Genomic DNA, 25,475 nt, shown 5'->3' with positions numbered 1-25,475 from the left:
TGTGAAAGTACCCGTTATGCTTTTCCGGCTTTTTCCTCCCAGACCGGCACATCGATTCCTGCTATTTCAGACGTAAAGGGCGTACCGTCCTGTTTTTCGAAGTGCTTCCACGCCCGGGTTACATACTTCAGACCAAGATACTGCAGCGGCAGGTTGCAGTAAACCATCAGAATATTGGCAAAATCGCTTAAATCCCAGAGCGCGCCCAGATCCATTCCCGCGATATTGGTAATGACGCCAAAGGAAATGACGAACAGGCACAGCAGCCGGATCAGAACAATAAAACCCTTGCGCGAAGAAATCCGCACCGCGCACATTTCCGTAAAGGACATAAAGCCGATCAGACAGGTAAATGCAAACAGACCAAAGCAGATGCTCACTAAAAACGTTACGATCTGATAAGCGCCGCTCTGTCCGGTCAGCTCTCCGCAGGATGCCAGGAATTTGTCCAGCTTGCCCATATCAAACCACTCTGCTCCACGGTCTGTCGTCCACATCCTTCCCATGATCACCACAAATCCGGTCAGCGTACAGATCACAATCGTATCCAGGAAAACGCCGATGGCCTGAACGCAGCCCTGATCGCAGGGATGATTTGCATCCGCAGCAGCCGCAGGCATCGTGATGGTACCCTGACCTGCCTCGTTGGACATCAGACCGCGTTTGATGCCCTGGCTAAGGACTGTGCCGAAGGCTCCGCCAAATACGGCATCCGGCGAAAATGCCTGTCCAAATACCGCCTGAAAAAACCAGGGAATCCGCGTAAAGTTGCAGACAACCAGCGCAATTACGGTCAGCACATAGATCACTGCCATCACAGGAACCAGCAGATCCGTTACCTTTGTCACTTTTTTGATTCCCCCGAAGCTGATCAGTGCGGCAATCAGGATCAATACCACGAAGGAAATCCAATACAGCGTCGAATTGGTCGCAATCGTCGTCCCGGTGATCTCATTTGCAATGGCACCGACTGCGGAGATGGTATTAAAGCCCTGCGCCGGGAAGCACAAAAAGGCATAGACAATGTAGAGCACGCTCAGCGCAACACCGGCCCACGCTGCATTGTTTAACAGTCTTCTTCCATAGAAAGGAAGTCCGCCGACATACTGCCCATCTCTTTTTTCTTTAAAAATCTGGGACAGCGTGGATTCTGCAAAGGCGGTGGACATCCCGAAAAACGCCGACAGCCACATCCAGAACAGCGCTCCCGGACCACCGATCGAAATCGCACCCGTCACGCCGAGAATATTTCCCGGTCCTACCCGCATCGCCGTAGACAGCAAAAATGCCGCCAGCGCCGAAATACCGGTCTTCGTCGCTGCTTTGCTGTGAAGGAGCACCTTTAAGCCGTACTTAAATTTCCGCACCTGTACAAACCGGAACCGAAATGTCAGAAAAATTCCAGTACCGACCAGCAAAATGATCGCCAGACTGAAATTTCCAAGAATCGGGATCGCCGCATACCATCCGAAGTTGGTCGGAAACTCCCAGAACAGATCTGATACAACCTGAATTTTGCCGCAAATCGCGTTTACGGCATCAAATAATGCCTGCATAACATTTTCTCCCTCCCGATCCGTTTTTTCCATTATAGACTGCGGTGTTTTTGTTGTACAGCTTTTTTTCACTGCTGTGTTTCCTCACATCTGCCGAAACAATACAGTTCACATTACAGTTTACCGCGTCATCTGCCGAAGCATTACAGTTCACCGCGTCATTCGCCGAAACTGCGATGGGGTAAACCCGTACATCTTCCGAAACTCCCGTGTAAAATAGCTTCCGTCCGGATAGCCGCATTTCCAGGCCACCGTCCCCACCTCATCCTCTGATTCCTTCAAAAGCTTCTGTGCATACTCCATCCGAAGCGCACGGACATATTCCGAAAAGGTAATGCCTGTCAGCTCCCGAAAGCGCCTGCAGAAATACGCCTCATGATATCCAAACTGCGCACTCAGCGCCGCCGGGCTGAGTTTTTCCGTATAATGATGATTCACATAGGTTAAAATCTGACCAAACCCGCTGTCCGGACTGACCTTTGCACTGCTTTTTGACCTGCCGTATTCTATCAGACATCCGAGAATTTCATACAACGTTCCGATGGCTGCCAGCGAGCTTTTGCTGTCTTTTCCGTTGTCCCTTCCGGCCAGCAGCCCCACCAGGCGCTCCAGCAGCCCGGAAACCTCTTTCCCTGCAATTTTTTCCACAAAAGTCAGTTCTCCATTTCCCAGGGAACGTAAATATTTTTCAGACGCTGCCGTTCCATTATAAAACCGCTCCACATCGAACATGACCGTATGATAGCAGACCTTTTCCGACACTGCAAAGCCGCCATGCATCTGCCCCGGTCCCGCCACTGCAAGCTCTCCTGCCGAAACCAAAAACTCCTCTCCTTCCGTCACAAACCGCAGCGTCCCCTCCGTCACATAGGTCAGCTCCATCCGGTCGTGCCAGTGCAGCAGAAAACAGATTTCCCCCTCTGCCTTTTTCTGTTCGGTATACAGATATTTTATCGCATTTTCTCCATAGATTACCGGCGTCAGCTCCTTATATCCGTCGATCATACTGTCCTCCGCAAAAGGTAAAAATCATCCTAAAATGAGTCAAAAAAATAATGGGCTTCTTCTGCTTTTCATGATACTGTAAAAATAGTTCCCAGACAACCAAAAAACATCATTTCAGGGCAGTGAAAATCATTTTCTTTGCCTAAAAAGGAGCACTCTATGAAAATCGGAACCTGCGTCAATTTCTCCGAGATCGACGGTATGGGAAAAAAATTCGCCCGGCTTCGGGAACATAACTTCGATTCCTGTCAGCTGGTTTCCTGGAATCCTGCCGCCTGGACGGACGAAAATGCAAGCCTCTTAAAAACACTTTTGGAACAATATCAGATCACCGTTTCCGCATTCTGGTGCGGCTGGAGCGGACCTGCGGCATGGAACTTTTACGATGGACCGCTCACCCTTGGACTTGTCCCTGTGGAATACCGACAGATGCGGATCGAAAACCTTTGCGACGGTGCAGATTTTGCCCACAAGCTCGGCATCACCGATGTCGTAACCCATATGGGATTTATTCCGGAAAATCCCTATGATCCCAATTTCAGCAGCTTCTGCATCGCTGTGCGCACGGTTGCAGAGCATCTGAAGAAAAACGGGCAGTGCCTGCTGTTTGAAACCGGTCAGGAAACTCCCGTCACCATGCTGCGCTGCTTTGAAGCCGTCGGCACGGATAATCTTTATGTGAATCTGGACACTGCAAATCTGATTCTTTACGGAAAAGCAAACCCGGCAGACGCACTTGACGTTTTCGGCAAATACGTCCGCAATCTGCATGCAAAGGACGGCTGCTATCCGACAAACGGACATGAGCTCGGTGCCGAAACACCCATTGGACAGGGAAAAGTAGACTTCCGTGCAGTTTTTACAAAGCTGCATGAGCTTGGCTACAACTCCTATGTCACCATCGAACGGGAAATCGACGGTCCACAGCAGCTGACCGACATTCTGGAATCCAGAACTTATCTGCAAAACATTATAGATGAAATTTACGGGGAGGAAGCATCATGTTAAAAATCGGTTTAGTCGGCGTCGGCGGCATCAGCGGCGCACACATTCCTGCATGGAACGCTATGGAGGACACCACACTCACAGCAATCTGCGATATCCGTCCGGAGCGGATGGAGCCTTATCCGGAGCCACATCACTACACCTCCATCGATGAAATGCTTGAAAAAGAAGAGCTGGACATCCTGGACATCTGCCTGCCCACTTATCTGCATGTTCCCACCGCAGTCAAGGCAATGAAAAAGGGCATCCACGTCCTCAGCGAGAAACCCATTTCCTTAAAAGAAGAGGACATCGAACTGGCCTATTCCACCGCAAAGGAAAATAACGTTTGCTTCATGATTGCACAGGTTCTGCGCTTCTGGCCTGAATATGAGCTGATCAAGGAGCTTTACGATTCCGGCAAATACGGCAAGCTTCTGTCCGGCTACATGGGACGCCTCGGCAGCTATCCTGCCTGGAGCTGGGACAACTGGATGATGGATGAAAAGAGAAGCGGACTTGTTCCTTACGACCTGCACATCCATGATCTTGACTTCCTCGTATACGCCTTCGGCAAACCGGAAGCTTCCCTGAAGCATCGCGCAAAGCAGCCTAATCAGGACTATCTGACCGCTGTATACGAATTCCCCGGCTTCTTCGTTACCACCGAAGCTTCCTGGTACGCATCCGCTTACCCCTTCGGCGCTTCCTACCGCTTCCAGTTCGAGGACGCTCTCGTTACCTACGAAAAGGGCGAATGCAAAATCTATGAAAACAACGGCAGCATCTATTCCCCGACTGAGCAGGCCACCGGCGATACCGGCTCCATCAACCTGCCCAAGAGCGACGCCTACGCAGAAGAGATCAAGTACTTCAAAAACTGCGTTCTCTCCGGCCAGTTCCCGGATAAGGTGAAGGCGGAAGAGCTGCGGACAGTTGTGGGGCTGTTGAATGAGTTTTGATCGCCAATGTGGAAACGACCTTCTCGGCGACCTCTCTTGCAAAGGTTCTGAAAAATGAGCAGCGCCCCGTCGCCCCGGAAATAATTCTGAACTATATCAAGTCCTCCCGCTTTACCTGATAGAACAGGTAAAGCGGGAGGACTTGCAGGACAAACAGATCCTTGCCACCAATGAGAAGTATTATATTGCCGACCACGGCATCCGCGAGGCGGTCTTTAGCAGCAATATGCGGGACATCAATCTCATTTTGGATAATATCGTGTATTTTCCGAAGTACGTTGTTTCCCTCGATGAGTTCTCTTCCCACCTCTGCCCATAACAATCAATCCATTCTTTTGCTTTCCTACTTTGAACAGCTCAGTCCTGAAGTACAGAATATCGTCTTAAAAGAAGTAAAAGCACTTACTAAACCATAATTTATAAAAAAGGCAGCGATACCCACTTTTCATGGGATCACTGCCTCATTCAACTCCACTTCTTATTTTATTGCTTTCTTTCAGAGAATCGTAAGCTGCATCATTCTTCCGCCAGTTTTTCTTTTCAGGTTTCCTTTTGCACCTTATATTCTTACGCTTTCATCCCGTACTTTTCCGCCATTTGCTCAAATACTTCCGGCTCCAACAACCTTGCGATATACTCTGTGTCCCCATTCTCTGACATTTTGGCAACCAGCTTCAGCGTGTTTTTCATCCCAAGCTGTTCACCCTCTTCTCTCAGTTCCTCTGCCCATTCTTCCATCGCTTTGCACATATCAATACACTCCTTTCCGTTTTCCAGATATTTTTCTTTCTTGTCCTGTAGTTCTTTCAGATTTAACATCACGCAGATCATATCGTAAGTCGCTACGTCCATTCTGCTGATCCGATCTGCATGTTTTCTGCAGTATTCCTGAATTTTTGTCTTGCTGCTGCGCCGTTTCATCAAACCAATCAGTTCGCGCAGATTTGTCTGGAAATATTCCTCCTGCAACTCCTCCAACGAAAACACATAAATCTGGTATTCCTGCACCATCTGTTTTAAAATCGGGTCAATCTCTTCCAGCTCCATCATTTCGCTGAGCTTCTTTGGAGCATCCCACGGCTCCGTGCCATGATACAGCACGATCGTTACGATCGGCGTCAGATGATCTTTTCTGCCCATCTTGCTTAAATACTCTACACCGGTTTTTATTTTTCCCTCACTTTTCAACCGGATATAGCGAAGCTGTCTGGCATATTCTGCCAGATCATATTCCATGCAGCGAAACGGCATCGCCAAATGCGGCTGATTCTGCGCTTCTGCTGCCAGCAAAACATAACTTTTCTCGTTCCAAAATGCCCGAATCGCATCCCGCTCCCGCCTTCTGGCAGTTGGTCTTTTCACGCGCTCTGACAATCCTTGTTGATAAAACTGCTGTACCTCACACAGGTTGCCTGCCTTCACGACCTCCTCTCCCTGATACAGGCAACCATTGTACAGATCTGCCAACACCTCGGCACGACCCAAATACGCCGTAAATGCATCGTTTTGTTTCCCCATTCACGCCTCCTGCTTTTTCACTTTAATCTCCATTCCGCAGGCGCTTTGCGCCGAAGGAATCGCGAGGCGAACGTCCAGTTCGGCTCTGCGATCATAGCTACTTTGTGACGCCTGCGGCACAAATAGCTGTGTGAAAAATAAGCGATCACGCTTATTTTTCACACTATTCTCTTTTCAGATTAAAGCAACAGAAATACACGCCTTGCAAACCTTCTATTGCCATAAATTGAAATCTGCAGCACCTGCTGCCTGATGAAAACACAGCCCATCTATGCTGTGTTCGATAGAAAAGATAGATTGTCCGATTCGGAAAGAGTGTTCCCGGACAGTTTTTATTTGCGAGTACACACTGACGCCCTTGCGCCTGCTTTACAGGTGACCCGCTCCTCAGTGGACACGTAAAAACAATAGAATGCACGCTCTGCGAGCATTCTATTGTCATGAATCAAATGCCCCTTCAGCACCTCTTGGTTTCCCTTCGTGTCCACTACAGTTTACCACATTTTCGCAGGAGTTTAAATAGTGAAAAATACGGTACTACGCCTTCTTCGTTTTCAGCTCCTGCATAATCCCCATAAAGATGTTCCACGCCACCCGTTCCTGGTAAACGCTGTCTGTCAGCAGCGCTTCTTCCTGCGGATTGCTCAAAAATCCGCACTCCACAATGACGATAGGGCATGCTGTTTTTTTCAAAAGATAGTAGCTGTCATTCGCCTTTGCCTGCCGATGGTTCTGCGGGTCAAGTCCTTTTACCAGGCGCTCCTGCAGGCGTTTTGCAAGCTGCTTTCCCTCGACACTCGAGGTATAATAAAAAACCTGCGCCCCTTTGATCGCCGGATCGGGATAGCTGTTCTGGTGAATACTGACCGCAAGATCCGCCTTTGCCTCTTCCATCATCGACACTCTCCGCTTCATATCCTGCACTTTTTTCCCGGACGCATTTTCATCATACAGACCGTTATTGTCCGTTCTCGTCATTACAACCGCAACGTCCGCCTGCTTTAACAATGCTTCCAACCGCTTCGCAATCGCCAGATTGATTTCTTTTTCCAGAGTTCCGGCTGTGCCGATTTTCCCCGGATCGTCTCCGCCATGTCCCGCATCAACCACAACGCAGTATTTCGTCTGACTCTGTCTATTCTGCTCCCTCTCTACCCGAAACTTTCCGGTCAGCACAGCGGCCTGTCTGCCTGTAAAAAAAGCGGCAGTAAAAAATACTGCCGCCGTTATCAGAGAAAAAAGACTCTGCATTTCTTTTCGTCCCATACCCGAAAAAGCCTCACCCGCTTTTTTCTATTGTATGGCATCTTCCGCTTCTCTATGTCTGTTTACCGCGCAAGGGTTCCGCCAGTCTGCATAGCACCTCCGTGCATAACACTTCGGTGCGTGGCATCCCCCGCCGTATTCCTTATTCTATTTTCCGGTTTACTCTGCCGCAAATTCACTGATGACGCCCCAGATATTTTTGCGTCCATCATCAAAGCCCAGCTTCCATGCTGCAATGCCGCCCAGGTTGTGCTCCTTCATCACGTTGATTTTGGCTTCCAGGGACTGTTCGTCCTCCAGCCAGATCTGCACGGTTCCATCGCTCGTCTCAAACTCTACATAATTCTGTCCAACGCTGTTGTCCCAGGTCGCAGCCGCCTGATTTTTGTTCATGTAATCATAAGCAGTCTGAATCCCGACTGCCCGGCTCGTCACCGCGCCGTCCTCTGCAGTCGTCCAGATTCTTGTATACAGCGGAACTGCATTGATGACTTTTTCTGAGGAAACCTCCTGCGTCATCCGCTCAATTCCTTCGGTCACATAGCCAAGGGAAGCTACGGAACCGGCAACCTCTGAACCGCCCCAGTGCTCGTCATAGCCCATGATAATCACATAGTCTGCCATCACGCCCTGCTCTGCCCATTTATAATGTGCGTTATAGTTGTGGGGCACATAGTTATCGACGGAAAGCACAAGCCCCTTCTGTCTGCACGCTACGGACAGCTCCCGGATAAACTGAATATAATCCTGACTTCCATCCTCGGTCACCTTTTCAAAATCCACATTGATTCCATCAAAGCCGCAGCGATCTGCCTCACTCATCAGAACCTCGATAATCGCAGTCCGCTTACTCGTATAAGATAGAATTTCCTGCGGGTCAACGCCGTTATCCTCACGATGCGTAAAATCATCAATCAGTGCCCACACCTCCAGACCGAGGGCGTGTGCCTGCTGCACATAGGAGGGGCTGGCAATCCCATCCACAACGCCCGTATTATCGTAAAGAGAATACCAGGTCGGAGAAATTACATTAACGCCTGTCACACCGCTCATAACGCCCGGAAACGTGGAATTTGCCGACTCTACGGTCACCTGATGCCACGCCAGATCGATTTTATGGTCCCGCAGATTGCCGGTATAATCCGGCTCCACATATCCGGTGTCCTTCACCGGAGTTTCCTCTGCCGGATCTGTCAAGTGCTTTTTCTGGACATAGCCAATATAGCCATCCTGCGTCTGCACCTGATCCCAGTTTTCCATCTCCTCCAAAACAGTGACCTTCGTCCCTTTTTCCAGATTCTGCAGAACCTCGCTCTTGACGCCGCCCCTGACGCGAAGTGCTGTGTTCTTCTTCAGCTCTGCGCTCTGAAGCGTATCCCAATTGGTCGTCAAAACAACCCGGTTTGGCTCTGTATACAATGCATAATTAAAATCCGAATACTGCTTTACATAATCCAGCGCAAGCCAGACATCCCCGTTCTGCTCCACAGCCGCTGTATATCCGTCTGCAGTCTGCTCCCCGATTCCAATCTGTACCGTTTCCTCCGGGAGGGTATACAAAAGCAGCTTTTCATTATGATCCACATAAAACCGCTCATTAAGCATCTCATGAACCGTATCCAGCTTCAGATAGCAGCGCTCATCCTGCAGCAGTCCCTTTTCCTCTGTCAGCTCCTGATTCCAGACAATCGCGACCTCCTGTGAACCGTTCAGCCCGAAATATGCGTTTAAATCCGCTTCTTCCTTCGAACCGGAATATCTCTGGAACAAAAAAACGCCCGCAGCGCCTGCCAGAATCAGAACAATCAGCAACAGTCCGATTAACACCGGTATTACTTTCCTTTTCATTTGTCTGTATCTCCTGTGTTTTCTCTTTTTCACCCACACACGTTATAGTGTAACACACCTTCCAGACAGCGTCATTACAAATTTGTCAGATTTTCAGGGGATCTGCCGCAATCTGTCCCTGTCCGGACCGCCTGAAAATACGACAACCGACAAAACGTCCATCTCTTTTTGTACACTCTCTGTTTCGAACGAACCGCAGAATACTGTCCGGCATTTCGAACAGTATTCCCGATCCGTTAAAGGTCCGGCTGCGATCCACAGACCGCCTGTAAACCGCAGCTTCTCCAATATCGGCTTTCTGCAGCATCTATGGAAATGGGGTTCCTTTTTCTACGCTTTTCCAAACCGATATCAGTACCTCCAACCATTCATGACATTCCTATCTGTTTACCATTTTGTCACTTCATCGTACCGGACTTCGCAGAGCTTTCCTTCCTCATCCATGACAAAATCCGGCATGTATACAGCCTTTTCCCGCATGCAGCAGGTTCGGATAATTTCCCTCGGCGCAGTTTTTTTCCCATTCAGGTAAAATCCGACGCCTTCCTGTTCCATCTGCTCCAGCATCCGTTCCCAGGTATCCGTTTTTAATCTTCCCATGGCAGTTCTCCTTTGCCAATGCGCTTTTGTCCCAAAAAGGAGCCGCGTGATATATATTCCTGTTCAGATCTGACACAAAAGCGAAAACGATAACGAGATGGATAGACTGTGTCCTGACACCTATACAAGCACCAAATAAATAGTCGTAAAAATGTTAAAAAACTTCATCGTTATGATAATTGGTAAATTTTGAATTTTTGAATTTCCGATAGAGTCACATAACTCTACGAGACTGCTACATACTATAAAGAATGATGAGAACAACTTTGCCGCTGATGTTCTCTCATAAGAATGCAGCCATATCAGCATGGCTGTCCCTGATGATTGGTATAAAATCGGTATCCTGCAAACCTCCGCTCCGACACGGACTGTCCGGAACCATCTCTGGCTTGTATTATAACGGATTCCGACCATACAATCAAGCAATTTCTAAAAAAACAAGAAACTGTTTCCCCATGCGCTTGACTTTTGCACTTTCTTGTGTATATGATAACTCTCACAGGAACGCAAATTTTTCGTTTCTGTGCGTCACACCGGCAGGATTCCGTAAGTATTTTATAAAGTAAGGATGTGATTATATGAAAATAGAAAAAGTGAATGACCATCAGATCCGCTGTACCCTGACCAAAGCCGATCTGGCTGACCGGGAGCTCAAAATCAGCGAGCTGGCATACGGCACTGAGAAAGCCAAAAGCCTGTTCCGCGACATGATGCAGCAGGCCTCCGCCAAATTCGGATTTGAAGCGGATGACATTCCTCTTATGATAGAAGCGATCCCGCTCAATGCCGACTGCATCGTTTTAGTAATCACCAAGGTGGAAGATCCGGAGGAGCTCGACACGCGCTTTTCCAAATTTGCTCCCGCAATGGAGGATGACGACGAGATTGATCCCGACGATTTTTCCGATAGCAGCTCTGACAACACCGACAGTATTTTCGACCTGTTCCGTCAGATCCAGGAAAGCCGTCATGCACAGGCTGCAGGCACTCCGACAGTCCCTGCTTCCAAAGAAGACAAAACCACAGCTACAGCAGAGGTAAAACAGCCCCAGGAGGCACGGATTTTCTCCTTCCCTTCCATGCACACGCTGCTTCGCCTTTCCCATGTGGTGAACGATTTTTACACCGGTCACAATACCCTTTACAGAAACCGTAAAAACGACTCTTATCTGCTGATCCTCAAAATGGATCAGACTTCCGTAAAGGATTTCAACCGGATCTGCAACATTGCTTCCGAATACGGTCGTCTCGAGCGCTCCGCTGCCGGCAGCGAAGCATATTTTAAAGAACACTATGAACTTGTGGCGGAAAACAACGCACTGCAGACGCTCGCCGCAATTTAAAGGTTACAAAAAGCTCCGGTAGGACTTCCTGCCGGAGCTTTTTTACAGCGCGCATTCCTTTTATCATCTGCGCACCGCCTCTTTTTTATTTTTTAAATTCCAGAATCTTCTTCGCATTCTGAATTCTGTCCTCTGTCGGAGGTTCTACCCCCTCCAGCTTATAGGGAATTCCAAGCTCTTTCCATTTGTATGCGCCAAGTGTATGGTACGGAAGCACCTCAACCTTGGTAACCGTTTTCAACGTATCAATAAACTCTCTTGTACGAATCAGATACTCGTCTTTGTCCGTAATGCCGGGAACCAGTACGTGACGGATCCACATCTTGATACCCTGATCGGAAAGATATCTTGCACAATCCAGAATATTTTTATTCGTATGACCGGTCAGTTTTTTGTGTTCTTCATCATCGATATGCTTGATGTCCAACATAACCAGATCGGTGTACTTCAACAGCTCGTTAAATTTGGAGAAAAACGGCTCTTCTCTTGTAAACGGCTGTGCGGAAGTATCCAGCGTCGTATTGATGTCGCGCTCATGCGCTTTTCGGAACAGATCAATCAGAAAATCAATCTGCAAAAGTGCCTCACCGCCGCTGACGGTAATGCCGCCTTCTTTGCCCCAGTAGCTGCGGAAACGTTCTGCTTTGTCCAACAGTTCGTCTGCCGTCATCAGGTTATCCGTCTCCGGATTCCAGGTATCTACGTTGTGGCAATACTGGCAGCGCATATTACATCCCTTTAAGAAAATCAGATAACGGATTCCGGGACCATCTACTGCCCCAAAAGACTCCAACGAGTGAATTCTGCCTTTAATCATATCGTCCTTTCCCTGCCTTGCAGGCATTCACTGCGGATATGCGTCAGACATCGCTGCAGTCATCCCCTGCGGGCAGCACGAGGTATTCCTTTTGCTGTATTTTACTATCCATTATTCCACATAACGGATGTTTTATGCTCGACCAGGAATCTGGTCGAGTACGGGACAAAATGCTGCGCATTTTGCCCGTGTAAATGGAATCCCGCAAGCGGGATTCCTCCGCCTGCGGCGGATCGCGTAAGCGACTTGTTTCCACGCCGCCGCAGTGCGATCCACCCGGAGGGCTTTTCTCGACCAGGAATCTGGTCGGGTACGGGACAAAATGCTGCGCATTTTGCCCGTTATCGCGGTATTCGCCAACGTCTCGAGCAAGCTCGGACTTTGGCTCATTACTCGCGTAAAAAGGAGCCGGGCAAGCTGCCCGACTCCTTTAAAATACACCTGTTAAAAACTGTAGTTAAGTTACAGAGACTTATGGCAGGTTCTTGCGATAACGTCATCCTGCTGTTCCTTGGTCAGGCTGATGAACTTAACAGCGTAACCAGATACACGGATGGTGAAGTTAGCGTACTCAGGCTTCTCAGGATGAGCCTGTGCGTCTAACAGCTTCTCTGTACCGAATACGTTTACGTTCAGATGATGAGCACCACGATCGAAGTAACCGTCCATAACTCTTACCAGAGTGGTCTTCTGCTCATCCAGGTCGTGACCCAGAGCGCTGGGAGCCATGGTCTGAGTATTGGAGATACCATCCAGAGCGTACTCGTAAGGCAGCTTAGCAACAGAGTTCAGGGAAGCCAGCAGGCCGCTCTTCTCTGCACCGTAAGACGGTGAAGCACCAGGAGCGAAAGGTGTGTATGCCGGTCTGCCATCCGGAAGAGCGCCGGTAGCCTTACCATATACTACGTTAGAAGTAATGGTCAGTACGGAAGTTGTAGGCTCGGAATTTCTGTAGGTCTTGTTCTTCTTGATCTTCTCCATGAAGGTCTTCAGAAGCCATACAGCAAATTCGTCTGCTCTCGGATCATCGTTACCGTATTTCGGGAAGTCGCCTTCGGTCTGGAAGTCAACAGCACAGCCCTGCTCGTCACGGATAACTTTAACCTTTGCATATTTGATAGCGGACAGAGAGTCAGCTACATGGGACAGACCTGCAATACCGGTAGCGAATGTTCTTCTTACATCGGTATCGATCAGAGCCATCTCAGCTGCTTCATAGTAATATTTGTCATGCATGTAATGAATCAGGTTCAGGATGTTTACATACAGAGATGCACACCAGTCAAGCATGATATCATATTTATGCATAACTTCATCGAAATCAAGGTACTCGGAAGTAATAGGAGCGATTTCCGGACCACACTGCATATGTTTGCCGTTCTTGTCCAGATGCTTCTCATCCTTACCACCGTTGATCGCGTACAGTAAGCACTTAGCCAGGTTTGCACGAGCGCCGAAGAACTGGATTTCCTTACCGGTCTGAGTAGCGGATACGCAGCAGCAGATGCTGTAGTCATCGCCCCAGATAGGCTTCATAACATCATCGTTCTCATACTGGATGGAAGATGTGTTAACGGAAATCTTAGCTGCATACTTCTTGAAGTTTTCAGGAAGCGCGCTGGAGTACAGAACTGTCAGGTTCGGCTCCGGGCTGGGTCCCATGTTCTCCAGAGTATGAAGGAAACGATAGTCGTTCTTTGTAACCATGTGACGGCCATCCATGCCGATACCGCCAACTTCCAGAGTAGCCCATACAGGGTCACCGGAGAACAGCTGGTTGTAAGAAGGAATACGAGCGAACTTAACCATACGGAACTTCATGGTCATATGGTCGATCAGCTCCTGAGCTTCTTTCTCGGTCAGGGTGCCTTCCTTTAAGTCTCTTTCAATATAGATATCCAGGAATGTGGAGATACGTCCAACGGACATAGCTGCACCGTTCTGGGTCTTGATTGCTGCAAGGTAACCGAAGTATAACCACTGTACAGCTTCCTTAGCGGTTGTAGCCGGGCCGGAGATATCGTAGCCGTAAACAGCTGCCATCTTCTTCATGCCCTGCAGAGCTTTGATCTGTTCAGCGATCTCTTCTCTCAGACGAATGGTCTCTTCATCCATAACGCCTACGCCGCAGTTCTTCTTATCTTCCTGTTTCTTCTGGATCAGGAAATCGATACCGTACAGAGCAACTCTTCTGTAGTCGCCTACGATACGGCCACGGCCGTAAGTATCCGGCAGACCTGTAACGATATGGGTATGACGAGCAACCTTCATCTCATCTGTATAAGCATCAAATACAGCCTGGTTATGAGTCTTATGATACTCATTGAAGATCTTGTCATATTTCGGGTTTACTTCAAAGCCGTAAGTGCTTGCAGCCTGCTGAGCCATTTTGATACCGCCATAAGGCATGAATGCTCTCTTTAAAGGCTTGTCTGTCTGCAGACCAACGATCTGCTCCAGATCTTTCATAGACTCATCGATATAGCCAGGGCCATAAGCGGTCAGACCGGATACAACCTCAGTTTCGCAATCCAGAACGCCGTTGTGCTCACGCTCTTCCTTCTGCAGCTCCTGCAGTCTGCCCCAAAGCTTATCTGTAGCTTCGGTAGGACCTTCCAGGAAGCTCTCATCTCCATCATAGGGAGTGTAGTTGGTCTGGATAAAGTTACGTACGTTGACGTCTACATCCCAGTGGCCATCTTTTTTAAAGCCTCTCCATGCTTCTGCCATGAAAATTTACCTCCTTTTGGTAACATGAAAAAAAATGATAAATAATATCAACAAGGAATCCCTCTTTTATGATTCCCATGCTGTTCTTTATGTACCAATTCTACTTCCCAACGCGAAAAGTGTCAACAGTTTTGCGCAATGTACATTGTTTTATACATTTTCTTTTTTCTTCCTTGCACATTGCCAAAAAACAACAGGAGGAACTGTGCACAAGTCCTGCGTCAGTCCCTCTGAAAAAACATATTATTGTTTAAAATAGCTGCATTTTTGAATGCTTTACAGCTCATCCAGCATTTCCATCAGATTCTCGATCGGAATCCCATGCACCATAGCAGCCTCTTCCAGTGTCTCACCCTGAGAAGCAGGACAGCCAAGGCAGTGCATACCGATTTCCATCAGGACAGATGCGGCATTCATATCGATGCGCAGTACTTCACCAATTGTCATATCCTTATTGAATTTACTCATCCGGCAAACCTCCTTTTTTCTTCCGTCGGCAGTTTTCTGCCGCTTTATCAGCTTTACCAGTATAATACATTCCCATTCATCTGGCAACCGGTCGGTCCATTTTTCTTCCGTTCTGCCCCTGTTTTTTCCCGTCCCGGAAGTGGTTGTTCATCTCTTACTCGAGTTCGTTTTGGCTTACTATTTTCCCAGTATTTATGCGGGTTTGCGGGTTTTTAAATTTCCGTTTTGTACCCCATTTGGTACTTGTCTATTTTGCCTTTTTGAGCTAAAATAAGAAAAAGAAATTTCAAAGGAGGATTTATATCATGGCATACGTAATTGGTGATTCCTGTATCTCATGTGGTTCTTGTGAAGGTCAGTGTCCTGTTGGCGCTATCTCTATGGGAGAAGGCAAGTTCGAAATCGACGCTGCTAAATGCGTTGACTGCGGTTCCTGCGCAGGTCAGTGTCCTGTTGGCGCTATCTCTGAGGGCTGAGTCTAAGCCACACAAGCAAAACACATAAAATAGGCGGAGGTTGATTTTCATCGGCTTCCGCTTATTTTTTTGCGTCTTCCCATTTTCGCGCACGCTTTTTGCGCATACCGGGTTTGTGTCAAGTGTGCGCAGGCACAAATCTTTCCCGTCCTTTTACCGTCTCCGTCTGCCCTTTCTTCTCCCTTTCTGGCAAAGCAGCTCGTCCAGCTTCCGATAATGCTCCTCTTCCCGCTCCATCCGCTGCCGTTCCCGCTCCTGCGCATTTTCTTCCATCTGCCGAAACCGGTAATCCAGCTCTTTTAACACCATCTCATTGCTCTCCTGTACTGCGCGGGAAACGAGATTTTCCAGAAGATACTGAAGTTTTGCAGCCTTGCTGCTGCGTTCATCCAAAAGGATGTTCTCCACCGTATCGGCACCGCCCGGTGTGAGCGCATGCTGCGAATGAAGCGTATCCGAATTGTCTGATGTAAACGCACACTGTGCGTGTTCCTGCTGCGCTGCTGCAGCGCCTGCGTCCCCCTTCTCCAGCATCGACTGTGCCTCCCGCACGATTTCCTGCGGAACGGAAAGTCTGCCATTTTCCGACAGCATCAGGCGGATCGCTTTGAGCTGCATTCCCTTCTCCTTCCACTGGCGAATCCGTTCAAGCAGCTCCATATCCTCCTCGCTGTACTGTCGGTAGCCCTGATCATTCCTGCTGATTGAAAGCCCCAGCTCTTCCTCCCAGTAGCGCAGCGCATGCGCCTCGACATGAACCTTTTTTGCCGCTTCTTTAATCGTATACATTCCCTCTGCAGTCATCTTAACCTCCATTCCCTGCTTGACAAACAACTGTAAAAAAATCCTGCTCTACAGGATTCTCCGCCTGCGGCGGGTCGCGTAAGCGACATTCTACCATTCCGCCGCAGTGCGATCCTCGCGGAGCGTTTTTATCGTATAGAAACGAAGTTTCCTATACGATAAAAAAAGAACAGGCGCGGATAAAATCTTTTCCGCCTTCTGTTCTCTTTCGTCGTTCTGATTTTAAAACGTACCGCCGCACTGCTTAAGCAGTGTGCGCACGTCTGTTTACTTTTGTAAATTGGCAAATTTTGTATAGTCCGGCAGCCATACCAGCTCTATCGTGCCGATCGGGCCGTTTCTCTGTTTTGCGATAATGACTTCTGCGATGCCTTTTTTCTCCGTGTCCGGATTGTAATAATCGTCGCGGTACAAAAACATTACGACGTCGGCATCCTGCTCGATGGCTCCCGATTCACGCAGGTCGGACAGCATCGGTCTGTGCTCCGGACGCTGCTCTACCGCACGGGACAGCTGGGAAAGGGCGATAACCGGAACCTGCAGTTCTCTCGCAAGTGCCTTTAAGGAACGGGAAATATCGGAAATCTCCTGCTGTCGGGAATCCGAAGACCGTCCGCCGCTGCCGCTCATCAGCTGTAAATAGTCGATGATGATCAGCTTCAAATCATATTCCAGCTTATATTTCCGGCATTTGGAACGTAACTCTGCAATCGTGATGCCCGGCGTGTCATCAATAATCAGATTGGATTTTCCGATCACGCCGGCACTTTCGATCAGGCTCTCCCATTCTGCATCGGTCAGGTTACCGGTACGCAGATGCTGGGAGTCCACCTTGGATTCGAGGGAGAACAGTCGGTTCACGAACTGTTCCTTACTCATTTCCAGGCTGAACATTGCTACCGTCATTCCCTGCTTGAACGCCACATTCTGTGCGATATTCAGGACAAACGCGGTTTTGCCCATGGAAGGACGCGCCGCAATCAGAATCAGGTCGGAGGGCTGCAGTCCCGCTGTCTTATAGTCCAGGTCAATAAAACCTGTCGGGATTCCCGTTACGTTTCCTTTATTGCGGGAAGCCTTTTCGATTCGATCCATCGCGTTCATAACGACCTGACGGATCGGGACAAAATCACCCGTATTTCGGCGCTGAACCAGATCAAAGACCTTTTTCTCCGTCGTCTCAAGGATTTCTTCCAGACCCTCCTTGCCTGCATAGCAGGTGTTCGCGATTTCCTCATTCAGCCGAATCAGCTTGCGCAGTGTGGATTTTTCCGCAACGATACCGGCATAATATTTTACATTGGCAGAAGTCGGCACCGCCGTAATCAGGTCGCGGATAAACTCCAGACTTGAAATTTCAGGCGGCACATCTTTTTCCCGGAGCTTGTCCTGCAGCGTGACCAGATCCACCGGTCTGCCACTGTCGTTTAGCTCCACCATCGTTTCAAACAGCACGCCATACTGCCGGTTATAAAAATCCTCTCCCGTAATAATTTCGGACGCAACCACAATCGCTTCCCGGTCCATAATCATCGAACCGATGACCGACTGCTCCGCCTCAATGCTGTGGGGGAGTACCCTTTTTAAAATCGCCTCATCTGCTGCTGCCATGTTTTCCGCTCATTTCTGCGCACGCTTTTTGCGCATGTCAAGTTTGTGTCAAGTGCGCGCAGACACAAATCCCGCAATTGAAAAATTTTATTTTTCAATCTTATCCTCTGTCTTTACGCTTCCACTACTTTCACATGAAGCTTTCCGGTTACCTGCGGATGCAGTTTTACGGGCACTTCATGCATGCCGAAGGTCTTGATCGACTCCGGAAGCTGAATTTTCTTTTTATCAATTTCCATATTGCACTGCTCCTTGTAGGCAGCTGCGATTTCCTTGCTGGATACGGAGCCGAATGCCTTTCCGCCCTCGCCAGCCTTGATCGACAGGGTTACGGATTTTTCTTCCAGCAAAGCCGCCTGCTCTTTTGCAGCGTCGAGCTGCTGCTGCGCAACCTTTTCGTCTCTCGCTTTCTGGAGTTTCAAATCGTTCATGTTAGCGCCGGTCGCTTCCAGGCCGAGCTTTTTTTTCAGAATAAAGTTCTTTGCGTATCCGTCGGATACCTCTACAACCTGTCCCTTTTTGCCAAGTGCTTTGACATCTTCCAGTAAAATTACTTTCATGATATTTCACCTTCCTCAATCATTTTATCCAGCGTCCGCTTCAGTACAATAATACCTTCCTCCACGGACGTATTTTCCAGCTGACAGCCTGCGATGTTCAAATGTCCGCCGCCGCCCATCCGCTCCATGATGACCTGTACGTTGACTTCGTCGATGGAGCGTGCTGAGAAAAACAGTTTATTCTGATATTCCGTCAGGACAAAGCTTGCCTTGACGCCCCTGATATCCAGAAGCTCGTTTGCAGCCTGCGCGCCCACAACAGTCGGGCTCGCAATTCCCTCGGAATGACAGATCGAAATTGCATAGGCATTGCGGTAAATTTCCGCCTGGCTGACAGCGTCCGCCTTTGCCTTATATTCTGCCGCATTTTCCCGGAAAAGCTTGCGGACACGGGTTACGTCCGCGCCGTTTCTGCGCAAAAATGCAGCTGCTTCAAACGTGCGCACGCCGGTTTTTGTCATAAAGTTCTGCGTGTCTACCACCATGCCGGCATACATGCTGTCCGCTTCTTCGCTCTTGATCCGGATTCCATCGCTCGTATACTGCAGGATTTCCGATACCATTTCGCAGGCGGACGACGCATAGGTTTCCACATAGGAAAGGGTCGCGTTTTCAATCGTCTCCGTTCCGGCTCTGTGATGATCCAGAACGACGATGGATTTACAGATTTTTAAGAGTTCCGGGCATTCCGTCAGTGACGGACGGTTGGCATCCACAACCACCAGAACGGTATTGGGCCCCGCACATTCCAACGCCTGAGCGCTCGTCAGCAGCATGTCGTTTTCATATTCCGGATTGTTCAAAAACAGATCGACCATCGGGCGAAGCGAAGTCGTCACATCGTTCAACACGATCTGTGCACGCCGCTCCAGTGTCCGCGCGATCCGATAAATTCCCACTGCCGCGCCGAAGCTGTCCACGTCGCCGATCTTATGCCCCATAATCAGGACATTGTCCTTGCTCGTAATAATTTCACGCAATGCATGGGCTTTGACCCGGGCCTTGACACGCGTATTTTTTTCTACCTGCTGGCTCTTGCCGCCGTAATAATTGATCTTGTCCGGCATCTTGACTACCGCCTGGTCGCCGCCGCGTCCCAGTGCAAAGTCAATCGCCGTGCGGGCAAATTCGTAATTCTGTGCATAAACCAGACCGTCCAGACCAATACCGATGCTCAGTGTCACCGCCATCTCATTGCCAATGTTGACCGTCTTTACATCCTCAAGCAGTTCAAAGCGCTGCTCCTGCATCTGCATTACGGATTTTTTCTTCAAAATAACCAGATATTTATCCTTTTCGATATTCTGGCAGATTCCGTCGAAGCTGGAAATATATTTGTTTACTTTTCGGTCGATCAGCGCCTTTAACAGGGATCGCCGTACTTCTTCCACACTCGCAAGTGCCTCTTCGTAGTTATCCAGGTAAATCAGACCGACTGCCAGCGACTGCGCGTCGTTTTCCCGAAGCGCAAGCTTTAATGCGGTCTCATCATACAGGTACATCGCATACAGGCAGCTGTCATAATCCTCGTCATCTAAAACGTCGCTGTCTTCCGATATCATCCCCCGCAGCGATACCCGCGTAATATGCGCAATATAATCGCTCTCTTCAAAGGAGATCTCGATTTCCGCCTCCTGCTCGCCCTGCGGCAGCCGTTCCCGCGTGATTGCCGGAAATACATAGGTAATCGACTTATGAAAGCCCTTTTCGCTGTGGATTGCAGCACGGAAGGCATCGTTGCACCAGATAACCCGTCCAGTTTCATCCAAAAGCGCATAGGGAATCGCCATATCCCGAAGCAGCGTCTTCTGTACCTGCCCGTACTGCGTTGCGAAGCTGATCAGCTCGTTTAAAATGATCGGTCTGTTATAGAACATCAGTAAAATGATCATTCCAAAATAAAACAGCAGAAAGCAGGTCAGCAGAAAGCCTGCACGGACATCCAGAAAATACGTTCCGATATCCACGATCAGGAGTAAAATCCCCATATAAAGGGAGGTCTGCATATAGATACGCAGCCTGCCTTTCAGCCTAATTCTCTTTTTTGTTCTCATAAACACACCTATGCCCTGTCAGAAAGACAGGCACCTTTATCATTTCTGTGTATGATTGCAGTAAAAATGCCCCGTTTTGGAAGCATGCATTCAGTATACCATTTCTTTTTGGAAAATTCCATAAAAATAACTGGCATCTGCGCGCAGGGTACGACAAAAAGGTACAGTTGTACAGTTCACTCGCGCCATTCGTACCTTTTTGTAGACAGATTTTCATGCGAGCATGAAATCTGCCCCCAAACGGTACGAATGAACTGCTAACTTAAAAAGACTGCCGTTTGTGAATTTCACAAAAACGGCAGTCCCAAATGTCTGATGATTTATTCAGCAACGTAAGGCATAAGTGCCAGATGACGTGCTCTCTTGATTGCAACAGTCAGAGCTCTCTGATGCTTTGCGCAGTTGCCGGTAATTCTTCTGGGAAGAATCTTACCTCTCTCGGAAACGTATCTCTTTAACTTATTGGTATCCTTGTAATCGATCACATTGTCCTTACCACAGAATACGCAAACTTTCTTTCTTCTGCGCATGCCGCCTCTTCTCCGTGCGGGAGCGTCAGGTCTTTCAGATTTATTGAATGCCATGATGGTTTACCTCCTGTTTGAATATAGAAACTTCTCAAATGCTTTGCATCCGAGAAGCAGCGCAATTTTCCGCGAGCGGAAAATTAAAACGGGAAACATCTCAAACACTTCGTGCTCGAGATGTAGCGCAAAATTTTTGCGAAACAAAAATTTTGCTTAGTTGAACGGCAGCTCCTCGTCGATTCCATCCGGAATGTTCATGAAGCCGTCTGTCGCTGCAGCAGGCTGGGGTCTTGCAGGTGCACTGTTATAACCGCCGCCATTGTAACCCCCATCGTTACTGGCTGCACTGTTCTTGCTCTCTGCAAACTCCTGATCTTCCACAACAACATCAGTCGTATACACTTTGACGCCATCCTTATTGACATAGCTACCAGTCTGGATTCTGCCGGTCGCCACAATCTTGGTTCCCTTATGGAGATACCGCTCTGCGAACTCTGCGCTCTTGCCGAATGCAACGCATCCGATAAAGTCTGCGGAATTCTCATCGTTATTATTGCGGTTAAATCTCCGATCCACAGCCAGTGTATATCTGGCGATCGCCATAGCGTTGTCTCCCTGGGAATACCGAACCTCGGGATCCCTGGTAAGACGGCCCATAAGAATAACTTTATTCATATTGACTCTCTTTCTTACTTCGTCTCATTCTTGACAACTAAGTATCTCAATACGTTGTCCATGATGCGAATACGGCTTTCGATCTCTGCAGGTGCAGAAGATTCAGCCTCGAACTGGATGAAGTAATAGAAGCCTTCTTTCATCTTCTGGATCTCGTAAGCGAGTCTCTTCTTGCCCCAGTCATCAACGTTGGTGATGGTGCCGCCAAATCTTTCGATCAGCGCCTTGCACTTGTCAACAACCGCAGCTCTTTCTTCATCTTCGATTTTCGCACTGACAACCACAGCTAATTCGTACTTGTTCATGCTAATTACCTCCTTTTGGTCTCTGGCCCCTTTCCAATAAAAGGAGCAAGGAATATATATCACGGTTATCTATAATACCATGAAATCATATTGTTTTCAAGCTTTTCTTTTAATATCACGCAGATTTTTTTCAACCAGTCTGCGTGTGATCATAATCTGGTGACCGCAGCCTGCACATTTGAGCCGAAAATCCGCTCCGATCCGCAGGACTTCCCATTCCCGGCTGCCGCAGGGATGCTGTTTTTTCAGCGTCACCACATCTCCGACCTGAATATCCATGAAAATCTCCTTATAAGATTCCGTTTTACAGGGAATCAAAAATCTCCCCGATGCTGCCTGCAACCACCAGATCCGCTGCCGAATCCCGCGCCGTAGGCGTCCGGTTGATCAAAACCAGTTTGTTGCCGCGATAGTAATCGATCAGCCCCGCCGCCGGATAAACCACTAACGAGGTTCCTCCGACAATCAGTACATCCGCATGGCTGATAAAGGAAACCGCTTCTTTCAGCACTTTCTGATCCAGGCTTTCTTCATAGAGCACAACATCCGGTTTGATCACGCCGCCGCATTCGCAGTGCGGAACCCCTGTGCTTTCCAGAATTGCATTCTGATCGTAAAACCGCCCGCACTTCATGCAATAATTGCGGAGCGTACTTCCGTGCAGCTCCAGTACTGTTTTGCTGCCGGCAGCCTGATGCAGTCCATCGATATTCTGCGTGATGACCGCTTTTAATTTGCCTTCCTTTTCCCACTGGGCAAGCTTTTTATGCGCAGCGTTTGGTTTTGCGTGCGGCGCCAGCATCTTGGCACGGTAAAACCGGTAAAATTCTTCCGGATTCTGTCGAAAAAAGGTATGGCTTAAAATCGTCTCGGGCGGATAACGGTATTCCTGATGGTACAGACCGTCCGTACTGCGAAAATCCGGGATTCCGCTCTCCGTGGACACGCCCGCACCGCCGAAGAAAACGATATTATCGCTCTGATCAACAATCTCCTTTAGTTTTTTCCATTGCAAATCTGGCATATTGCATATCCTCAACTTTGATATGATCTTGCAGCCACTGCTGCAGATACTCAAACAGATCCTGGATCATGGCGTCCTGCGTACCAAGCGAAAGCTTCGATACCCGATCGGTAAACTCTTCCAGCTTCTGCACGAACATCCGATGCTGTTTCTTCTGTTCTTCGATTCCGCCATAGCCCATCTTTTCCATCAGCTGCTCTTCATGTGTAAAATGCATCGTCGTGTAATCCTCCAGCCGCTTTAAAAGCTGTCGAATATCCGCACATTTAAACAGCATGTTTTCATCTGCCAAAAGCGCACCCACCTGGTCTGTCAGATCCAGCAGAACCACATGCTCTGCATCTACTGCTCCTACACCCGTCAGAAAATCTTCTTTGTTCTGTTTCATTCCTGCTTTCTCTCCTGTCATTTTCACGTTCGTTAAACGTCTGTTGGCGTCTTAGCGCATCCAGACAACATCATGTTCTGGCGCTGACAAACTCCAACCATGTCCTTCCCTCTCCCATCGAACCAAAACGTTTCAGATAGAAAAAGTGTACCATAAACAGCCATAGTTTACAACAAATCTTGCCTTCCGAAAGTGTGCATTTTCAGATACACGTTACTGTTCACACGCGCCATTCGCAAAACCGCGTCTTCGACGCTCTCCGCTGCTTCGCAGTTCATTTTTGCTCATAAAGTGGCGCTCCCTTCGTACCTTTTTGTAAGCAGATTTTCATGCGAGCATGAAATCTGCCCCCAAACGGTACGAGTGAACTGTAACAGATACACAGACCTTTTTTCAGCGCATACTCAGTCCATGATGCGATCCCGCATTTTAATTCCCTCCGGCGTCGCGGCAAGACCGCCCTCTCCGGTTTCCCGAAGACATGCCGGCATCGAAATTCCGACCTCCCGCATCGCGTCAATCACCTCGTCAGGAGGAATTCTGCTGCGCACTCCGGCAAGCGCCATGTCTGCCGCCGAAAGGGCGACAACCGCGCCGGATACGTTTCGTTTTACGCAGGGTACTTCTACCAAACCTGCTACCGGATCGCACACCAGACCCAGCAGATTTTTCAGTGCCATTGCTGCTGCGTGCGCCACCGCCTCTGCAGAGCCGCCCCGCAAATGCACCGCACCTCCTGCTGCCATTGCCGATGCCGAACCGATTTCCGCCTGACAACCGCCCTGCGCGCCCGCAATAAACGCCCGGGATGCGATTACCCCGCCAATGCCGGCCGCCACATACAGCGCTTTTGTCATTTCTTCATCCGTATAATGATATTTTTCCTGCATGCTCAGAAAAACTGCCGGCACAACGCCGCACGCACCCGCCGTAGGCGCTGCGACAATTCGTTTCATACAGGCGTTGGACTCTCCCATTTTGACCGCCTTTTCCATCACGCGCCCAAGAAAATCGCCGCAGATCGGCTCTTCCTGCTCCACATAGTGCTCCAGCTTGCCGCCGTCCGTGCCCACCAGCCCGCTGCGGGAATGCAGGGTTCCGTCATAGTCCTGATCCGCCTCTTTCATCGCCTGGTACATGCGCTGCAGCTGCACAAAGGATTCCTCCTGTGCAATCTGCCGCTCCCGGCAGTCATCTTTTTGGATCAGCTCCCAGAAACTGCAGCCTGTCGCTGCAGCTTCCTTGCAGATCTCTTCCAATGAACGATACATATCTTTGCTGCCTCCTATTCTTCCAGACACAGGTAGATTACTTTTTCAATGCCCTCTTCCTGCTCCAGTGCTGCAATCCGCTCCCGCGGTACTTCCTGATCCACTTCGATTACCATAACGGCATGTCCGCCGCGTTCGTCCCGGTACACCTGCATCGTCGCGATATTGATCCCGGCTTCGCCCAGGCGCGACGTTACTTTTACAATACAGCCCGGCTTGTCCTGATTGTATACAACCAGTGTCGGAGCTTCCCCGGAAAAATTTGCAGTCAGTCCATCGATCTCGCAGATTCTGATCCGTCCGCCGCCGATCGATGCACCGATCGCTTCCAGCTTTCGCCCGCTCTCTCCGGTCACCTCCAGCCGAACGGAATTCGGATGCGCATTCATAAGGCTGATTCCTTCAAAGGAAAACGAAAGCCCTGCCTTTTTTGCTTCTGCGAAGCTTTCCGGAATCCGCGGGTCGTCCACTGCCAGCCCCAACAGTCCCGCCACAATCGCGCGGTCTGTTCCATGTCCGCGCCCTGTTGCCAGAAAAGAGCCGTGCAGCCCGATCTTTGCATTCACGACCCGTTCTCCCAAAAGCTTTCCCACCGTCTGACCGATCCGCACCGCCCCCGCCGTGTGGGAGCTGGAGGGTCCTACCATCACAGGCCCAACAATATCCAGTATGTTCATAGCTTC

28 protein-coding genes are annotated in these 25,475 nt (G+C 49.1%); 5 read left to right on the top strand and 23 right to left on the bottom strand.

Going from position 1 to position 25,475, the window contains the following annotated elements; genetic code table 11:
- Positions 1 to 14: 14 nt before the first annotated feature.
- Both ACLTOQ_RS03875 and ACLTOQ_RS03870 read right to left on the bottom strand, forming a co-directional pair.
- Positions 15 to 1,556, bottom strand: coding sequence for an amino acid carrier protein (locus tag ACLTOQ_RS03875; RefSeq protein WP_308727633.1), 1,542 nt, complete (start codon positions 1,554 to 1,556; stop codon positions 15 to 17).
- Between the two features lie 150 nt (positions 1,557 to 1,706).
- Positions 1,707 to 2,561, bottom strand: a complete 855-nt coding sequence (locus ACLTOQ_RS03870) for an AraC family transcriptional regulator (protein ID WP_117962954.1) — start codon at positions 2,559 to 2,561, stop codon at positions 1,707 to 1,709.
- Between the two features lie 159 nt (positions 2,562 to 2,720).
- On the opposite strand from ACLTOQ_RS03870, the gene ACLTOQ_RS03865 reads away from it, so the two are divergent.
- The 3 genes from ACLTOQ_RS03865 (at position 2,721) to ACLTOQ_RS03855 (ending at position 4,826) form a co-directional block, all read left to right on the top strand.
- Entirely contained in the window at positions 2,721 to 3,569 is an 849-nt protein-coding gene (locus tag ACLTOQ_RS03865; RefSeq protein WP_337562918.1) for a sugar phosphate isomerase/epimerase family protein, read from the top strand.
- A complete protein-coding gene (locus ACLTOQ_RS03860) occupies positions 3,563 to 4,507 on the top strand; it encodes a Gfo/Idh/MocA family protein (RefSeq protein WP_117962950.1) in 945 nt (314 codons plus the stop codon). Before ACLTOQ_RS03865 ends, ACLTOQ_RS03860 begins: the two co-directional genes overlap by 7 nt.
- 142 nt (positions 4,508 to 4,649) lie before the next feature.
- Complete coding sequence (locus tag ACLTOQ_RS03855; RefSeq protein WP_337426782.1) at positions 4,650 to 4,826, top strand: hypothetical protein; 177 nt, start codon at positions 4,650 to 4,652, stop codon at positions 4,824 to 4,826.
- 248 nt (positions 4,827 to 5,074) lie between these two features.
- Here ACLTOQ_RS03855 and ACLTOQ_RS03850 read toward each other — a convergent pair whose 3' ends face one another.
- The 6 genes from ACLTOQ_RS03850 to ACLTOQ_RS03825 form a co-directional block, all read right to left on the bottom strand.
- Complete coding sequence (locus tag ACLTOQ_RS03850) at positions 5,075 to 6,025, bottom strand: Rpn family recombination-promoting nuclease/putative transposase (RefSeq protein ID WP_412318790.1); 951 nt, start codon at positions 6,023 to 6,025, stop codon at positions 5,075 to 5,077.
- On the bottom strand, positions 6,026 to 6,187 hold the full coding sequence (locus tag ACLTOQ_RS03845; RefSeq protein ID WP_412318789.1) for a hypothetical protein: 162 nt from the start codon (positions 6,185 to 6,187) through the stop codon (positions 6,026 to 6,028). It abuts the gene before it with no gap.
- Positions 6,188 to 6,562: 375 nt separating this feature from the next.
- Positions 6,563 to 7,291: an N-acetylmuramoyl-L-alanine amidase gene (locus tag ACLTOQ_RS03840; protein ID WP_412318788.1), complete on the bottom strand. Its 729-nt coding sequence runs from the start codon at positions 7,289 to 7,291 to the stop codon at positions 6,563 to 6,565.
- Between the two features lie 159 nt (positions 7,292 to 7,450).
- A complete protein-coding gene (locus ACLTOQ_RS03835) occupies positions 7,451 to 9,139 on the bottom strand; it encodes a glycosyl hydrolase family 18 protein (protein WP_412318787.1) in 1,689 nt (562 codons plus the stop codon).
- A gap of 93 nt (positions 9,140 to 9,232) precedes the next feature.
- Positions 9,233 to 9,427, bottom strand: a complete 195-nt coding sequence (locus ACLTOQ_RS03830; protein ID WP_412318785.1) for a hypothetical protein — start codon at positions 9,425 to 9,427, stop codon at positions 9,233 to 9,235.
- Between the two features lie 99 nt (positions 9,428 to 9,526).
- Positions 9,527 to 9,739 (bottom strand): hypothetical protein, encoded by a 213-nt coding sequence (locus tag ACLTOQ_RS03825; RefSeq protein WP_117961495.1) that lies wholly within the window; start codon positions 9,737 to 9,739, stop codon positions 9,527 to 9,529.
- A 578-nt stretch (positions 9,740 to 10,317) separates the two neighbouring features.
- Between ACLTOQ_RS03825 and ACLTOQ_RS03820 the strand changes: the two genes are divergently transcribed.
- Positions 10,318 to 11,082 (top strand): adaptor protein MecA, encoded by a 765-nt coding sequence (locus ACLTOQ_RS03820; protein ID WP_412318784.1) that lies wholly within the window; start codon positions 10,318 to 10,320, stop codon positions 11,080 to 11,082.
- A gap of 85 nt (positions 11,083 to 11,167) precedes the next feature.
- Here the strand turns inward: ACLTOQ_RS03820 and pflA are convergent, their stop codons facing one another.
- The 3 genes from pflA to ACLTOQ_RS03805 form a co-directional block, all read right to left on the bottom strand.
- The gene (pflA, locus tag ACLTOQ_RS03815; RefSeq protein ID WP_021913966.1) at positions 11,168 to 11,899 is read right to left on the bottom strand and encodes a pyruvate formate-lyase-activating protein; all 732 of its coding nucleotides are present in this window, start codon (positions 11,897 to 11,899) and stop codon (positions 11,168 to 11,170) included.
- 462 nt (positions 11,900 to 12,361) lie between these two features.
- Positions 12,362 to 14,629 (bottom strand): formate C-acetyltransferase, encoded by a 2,268-nt coding sequence (gene pflB / locus ACLTOQ_RS03810; protein ID WP_118497292.1) that lies wholly within the window; start codon positions 14,627 to 14,629, stop codon positions 12,362 to 12,364.
- Positions 14,630 to 14,905: 276 nt separating this feature from the next.
- A complete protein-coding gene (locus ACLTOQ_RS03805) occupies positions 14,906 to 15,097 on the bottom strand; it encodes a DUF1858 domain-containing protein (protein ID WP_021915872.1) in 192 nt (63 codons plus the stop codon).
- 305 nt (positions 15,098 to 15,402) lie between these two features.
- Between ACLTOQ_RS03805 and ACLTOQ_RS03800 the strand changes: the two genes are divergently transcribed.
- Positions 15,403 to 15,573 carry a DUF362 domain-containing protein gene (locus tag ACLTOQ_RS03800; protein ID WP_021915871.1) on the top strand — a complete coding sequence of 57 codons (171 nt, stop codon included), beginning with the start codon at positions 15,403 to 15,405 and terminating at the stop codon, positions 15,571 to 15,573.
- A gap of 153 nt (positions 15,574 to 15,726) precedes the next feature.
- Here the strand turns inward: ACLTOQ_RS03800 and ACLTOQ_RS03795 are convergent, their stop codons facing one another.
- From ACLTOQ_RS03795 to sdaAB, 12 genes are all read right to left on the bottom strand, one after another.
- Complete coding sequence (locus tag ACLTOQ_RS03795; RefSeq protein ID WP_412318783.1) at positions 15,727 to 16,377, bottom strand: helix-turn-helix domain-containing protein; 651 nt, start codon at positions 16,375 to 16,377, stop codon at positions 15,727 to 15,729.
- A gap of 267 nt (positions 16,378 to 16,644) precedes the next feature.
- Positions 16,645 to 17,988, bottom strand: coding sequence for a replicative DNA helicase (gene dnaB / locus ACLTOQ_RS03790; protein ID WP_021915869.1), 1,344 nt, complete (start codon positions 17,986 to 17,988; stop codon positions 16,645 to 16,647).
- A 113-nt stretch (positions 17,989 to 18,101) separates the two neighbouring features.
- Complete coding sequence (gene rplI, locus ACLTOQ_RS03785; protein ID WP_021915868.1) at positions 18,102 to 18,548, bottom strand: 50S ribosomal protein L9; 447 nt, start codon at positions 18,546 to 18,548, stop codon at positions 18,102 to 18,104.
- Positions 18,545 to 20,602, bottom strand: a complete 2,058-nt coding sequence (locus ACLTOQ_RS03780) for a DHH family phosphoesterase (protein WP_412318782.1) — start codon at positions 20,600 to 20,602, stop codon at positions 18,545 to 18,547. The genes rplI and ACLTOQ_RS03780 overlap by 4 nt, the downstream gene beginning before the upstream one ends.
- A 320-nt stretch (positions 20,603 to 20,922) precedes the next feature.
- On the bottom strand, positions 20,923 to 21,186 hold the full coding sequence (gene rpsR, locus ACLTOQ_RS03775) for a 30S ribosomal protein S18 (protein ID WP_021915866.1): 264 nt from the start codon (positions 21,184 to 21,186) through the stop codon (positions 20,923 to 20,925).
- A 156-nt stretch (positions 21,187 to 21,342) separates the two neighbouring features.
- Positions 21,343 to 21,804: a single-stranded DNA-binding protein gene (locus ACLTOQ_RS03770; RefSeq protein WP_021915865.1), complete on the bottom strand. Its 462-nt coding sequence runs from the start codon at positions 21,802 to 21,804 to the stop codon at positions 21,343 to 21,345.
- A 14-nt stretch (positions 21,805 to 21,818) separates the two neighbouring features.
- Positions 21,819 to 22,109, bottom strand: coding sequence for a 30S ribosomal protein S6 (gene rpsF, locus ACLTOQ_RS03765; RefSeq protein ID WP_021915864.1), 291 nt, complete (start codon positions 22,107 to 22,109; stop codon positions 21,819 to 21,821).
- 96 nt (positions 22,110 to 22,205) lie between these two features.
- Entirely contained in the window at positions 22,206 to 22,388 is a 183-nt protein-coding gene (locus ACLTOQ_RS03760; protein ID WP_412318781.1) for a DUF951 domain-containing protein, read from the bottom strand.
- Positions 22,389 to 22,413: 25 nt separating this feature from the next.
- A complete protein-coding gene (locus ACLTOQ_RS03755; protein WP_412318780.1) occupies positions 22,414 to 23,133 on the bottom strand; it encodes an NAD-dependent protein deacylase in 720 nt (239 codons plus the stop codon).
- The gene (locus tag ACLTOQ_RS03750) at positions 23,093 to 23,521 is read right to left on the bottom strand and encodes a hemerythrin family protein (RefSeq protein WP_412318779.1); all 429 of its coding nucleotides are present in this window, start codon (positions 23,519 to 23,521) and stop codon (positions 23,093 to 23,095) included. The genes ACLTOQ_RS03755 and ACLTOQ_RS03750 overlap by 41 nt, the downstream gene beginning before the upstream one ends.
- A gap of 404 nt (positions 23,522 to 23,925) precedes the next feature.
- A complete protein-coding gene (gene sdaAA, locus ACLTOQ_RS03745; protein WP_021915860.1) occupies positions 23,926 to 24,792 on the bottom strand; it encodes an L-serine ammonia-lyase, iron-sulfur-dependent, subunit alpha in 867 nt (288 codons plus the stop codon).
- A 14-nt stretch (positions 24,793 to 24,806) separates the two neighbouring features.
- The gene (gene sdaAB, locus ACLTOQ_RS03740; protein ID WP_117961479.1) at positions 24,807 to 25,469 is read right to left on the bottom strand and encodes an L-serine ammonia-lyase, iron-sulfur-dependent subunit beta; all 663 of its coding nucleotides are present in this window, start codon (positions 25,467 to 25,469) and stop codon (positions 24,807 to 24,809) included.
- Positions 25,470 to 25,475: the final 6 nt, after the last annotated feature.

The sequence above is a fragment of the Gallintestinimicrobium sp. genome, assembly GCF_046968865.1.
Taxonomy (GTDB): Bacteria; Bacillota; Clostridia; order Lachnospirales; family Lachnospiraceae; genus Gallintestinimicrobium; species Gallintestinimicrobium propionicum.
The sequence above is the reverse complement of the archived record's forward strand: the minus strand, read 5'-3'. Positions and strand labels throughout refer to the sequence as shown.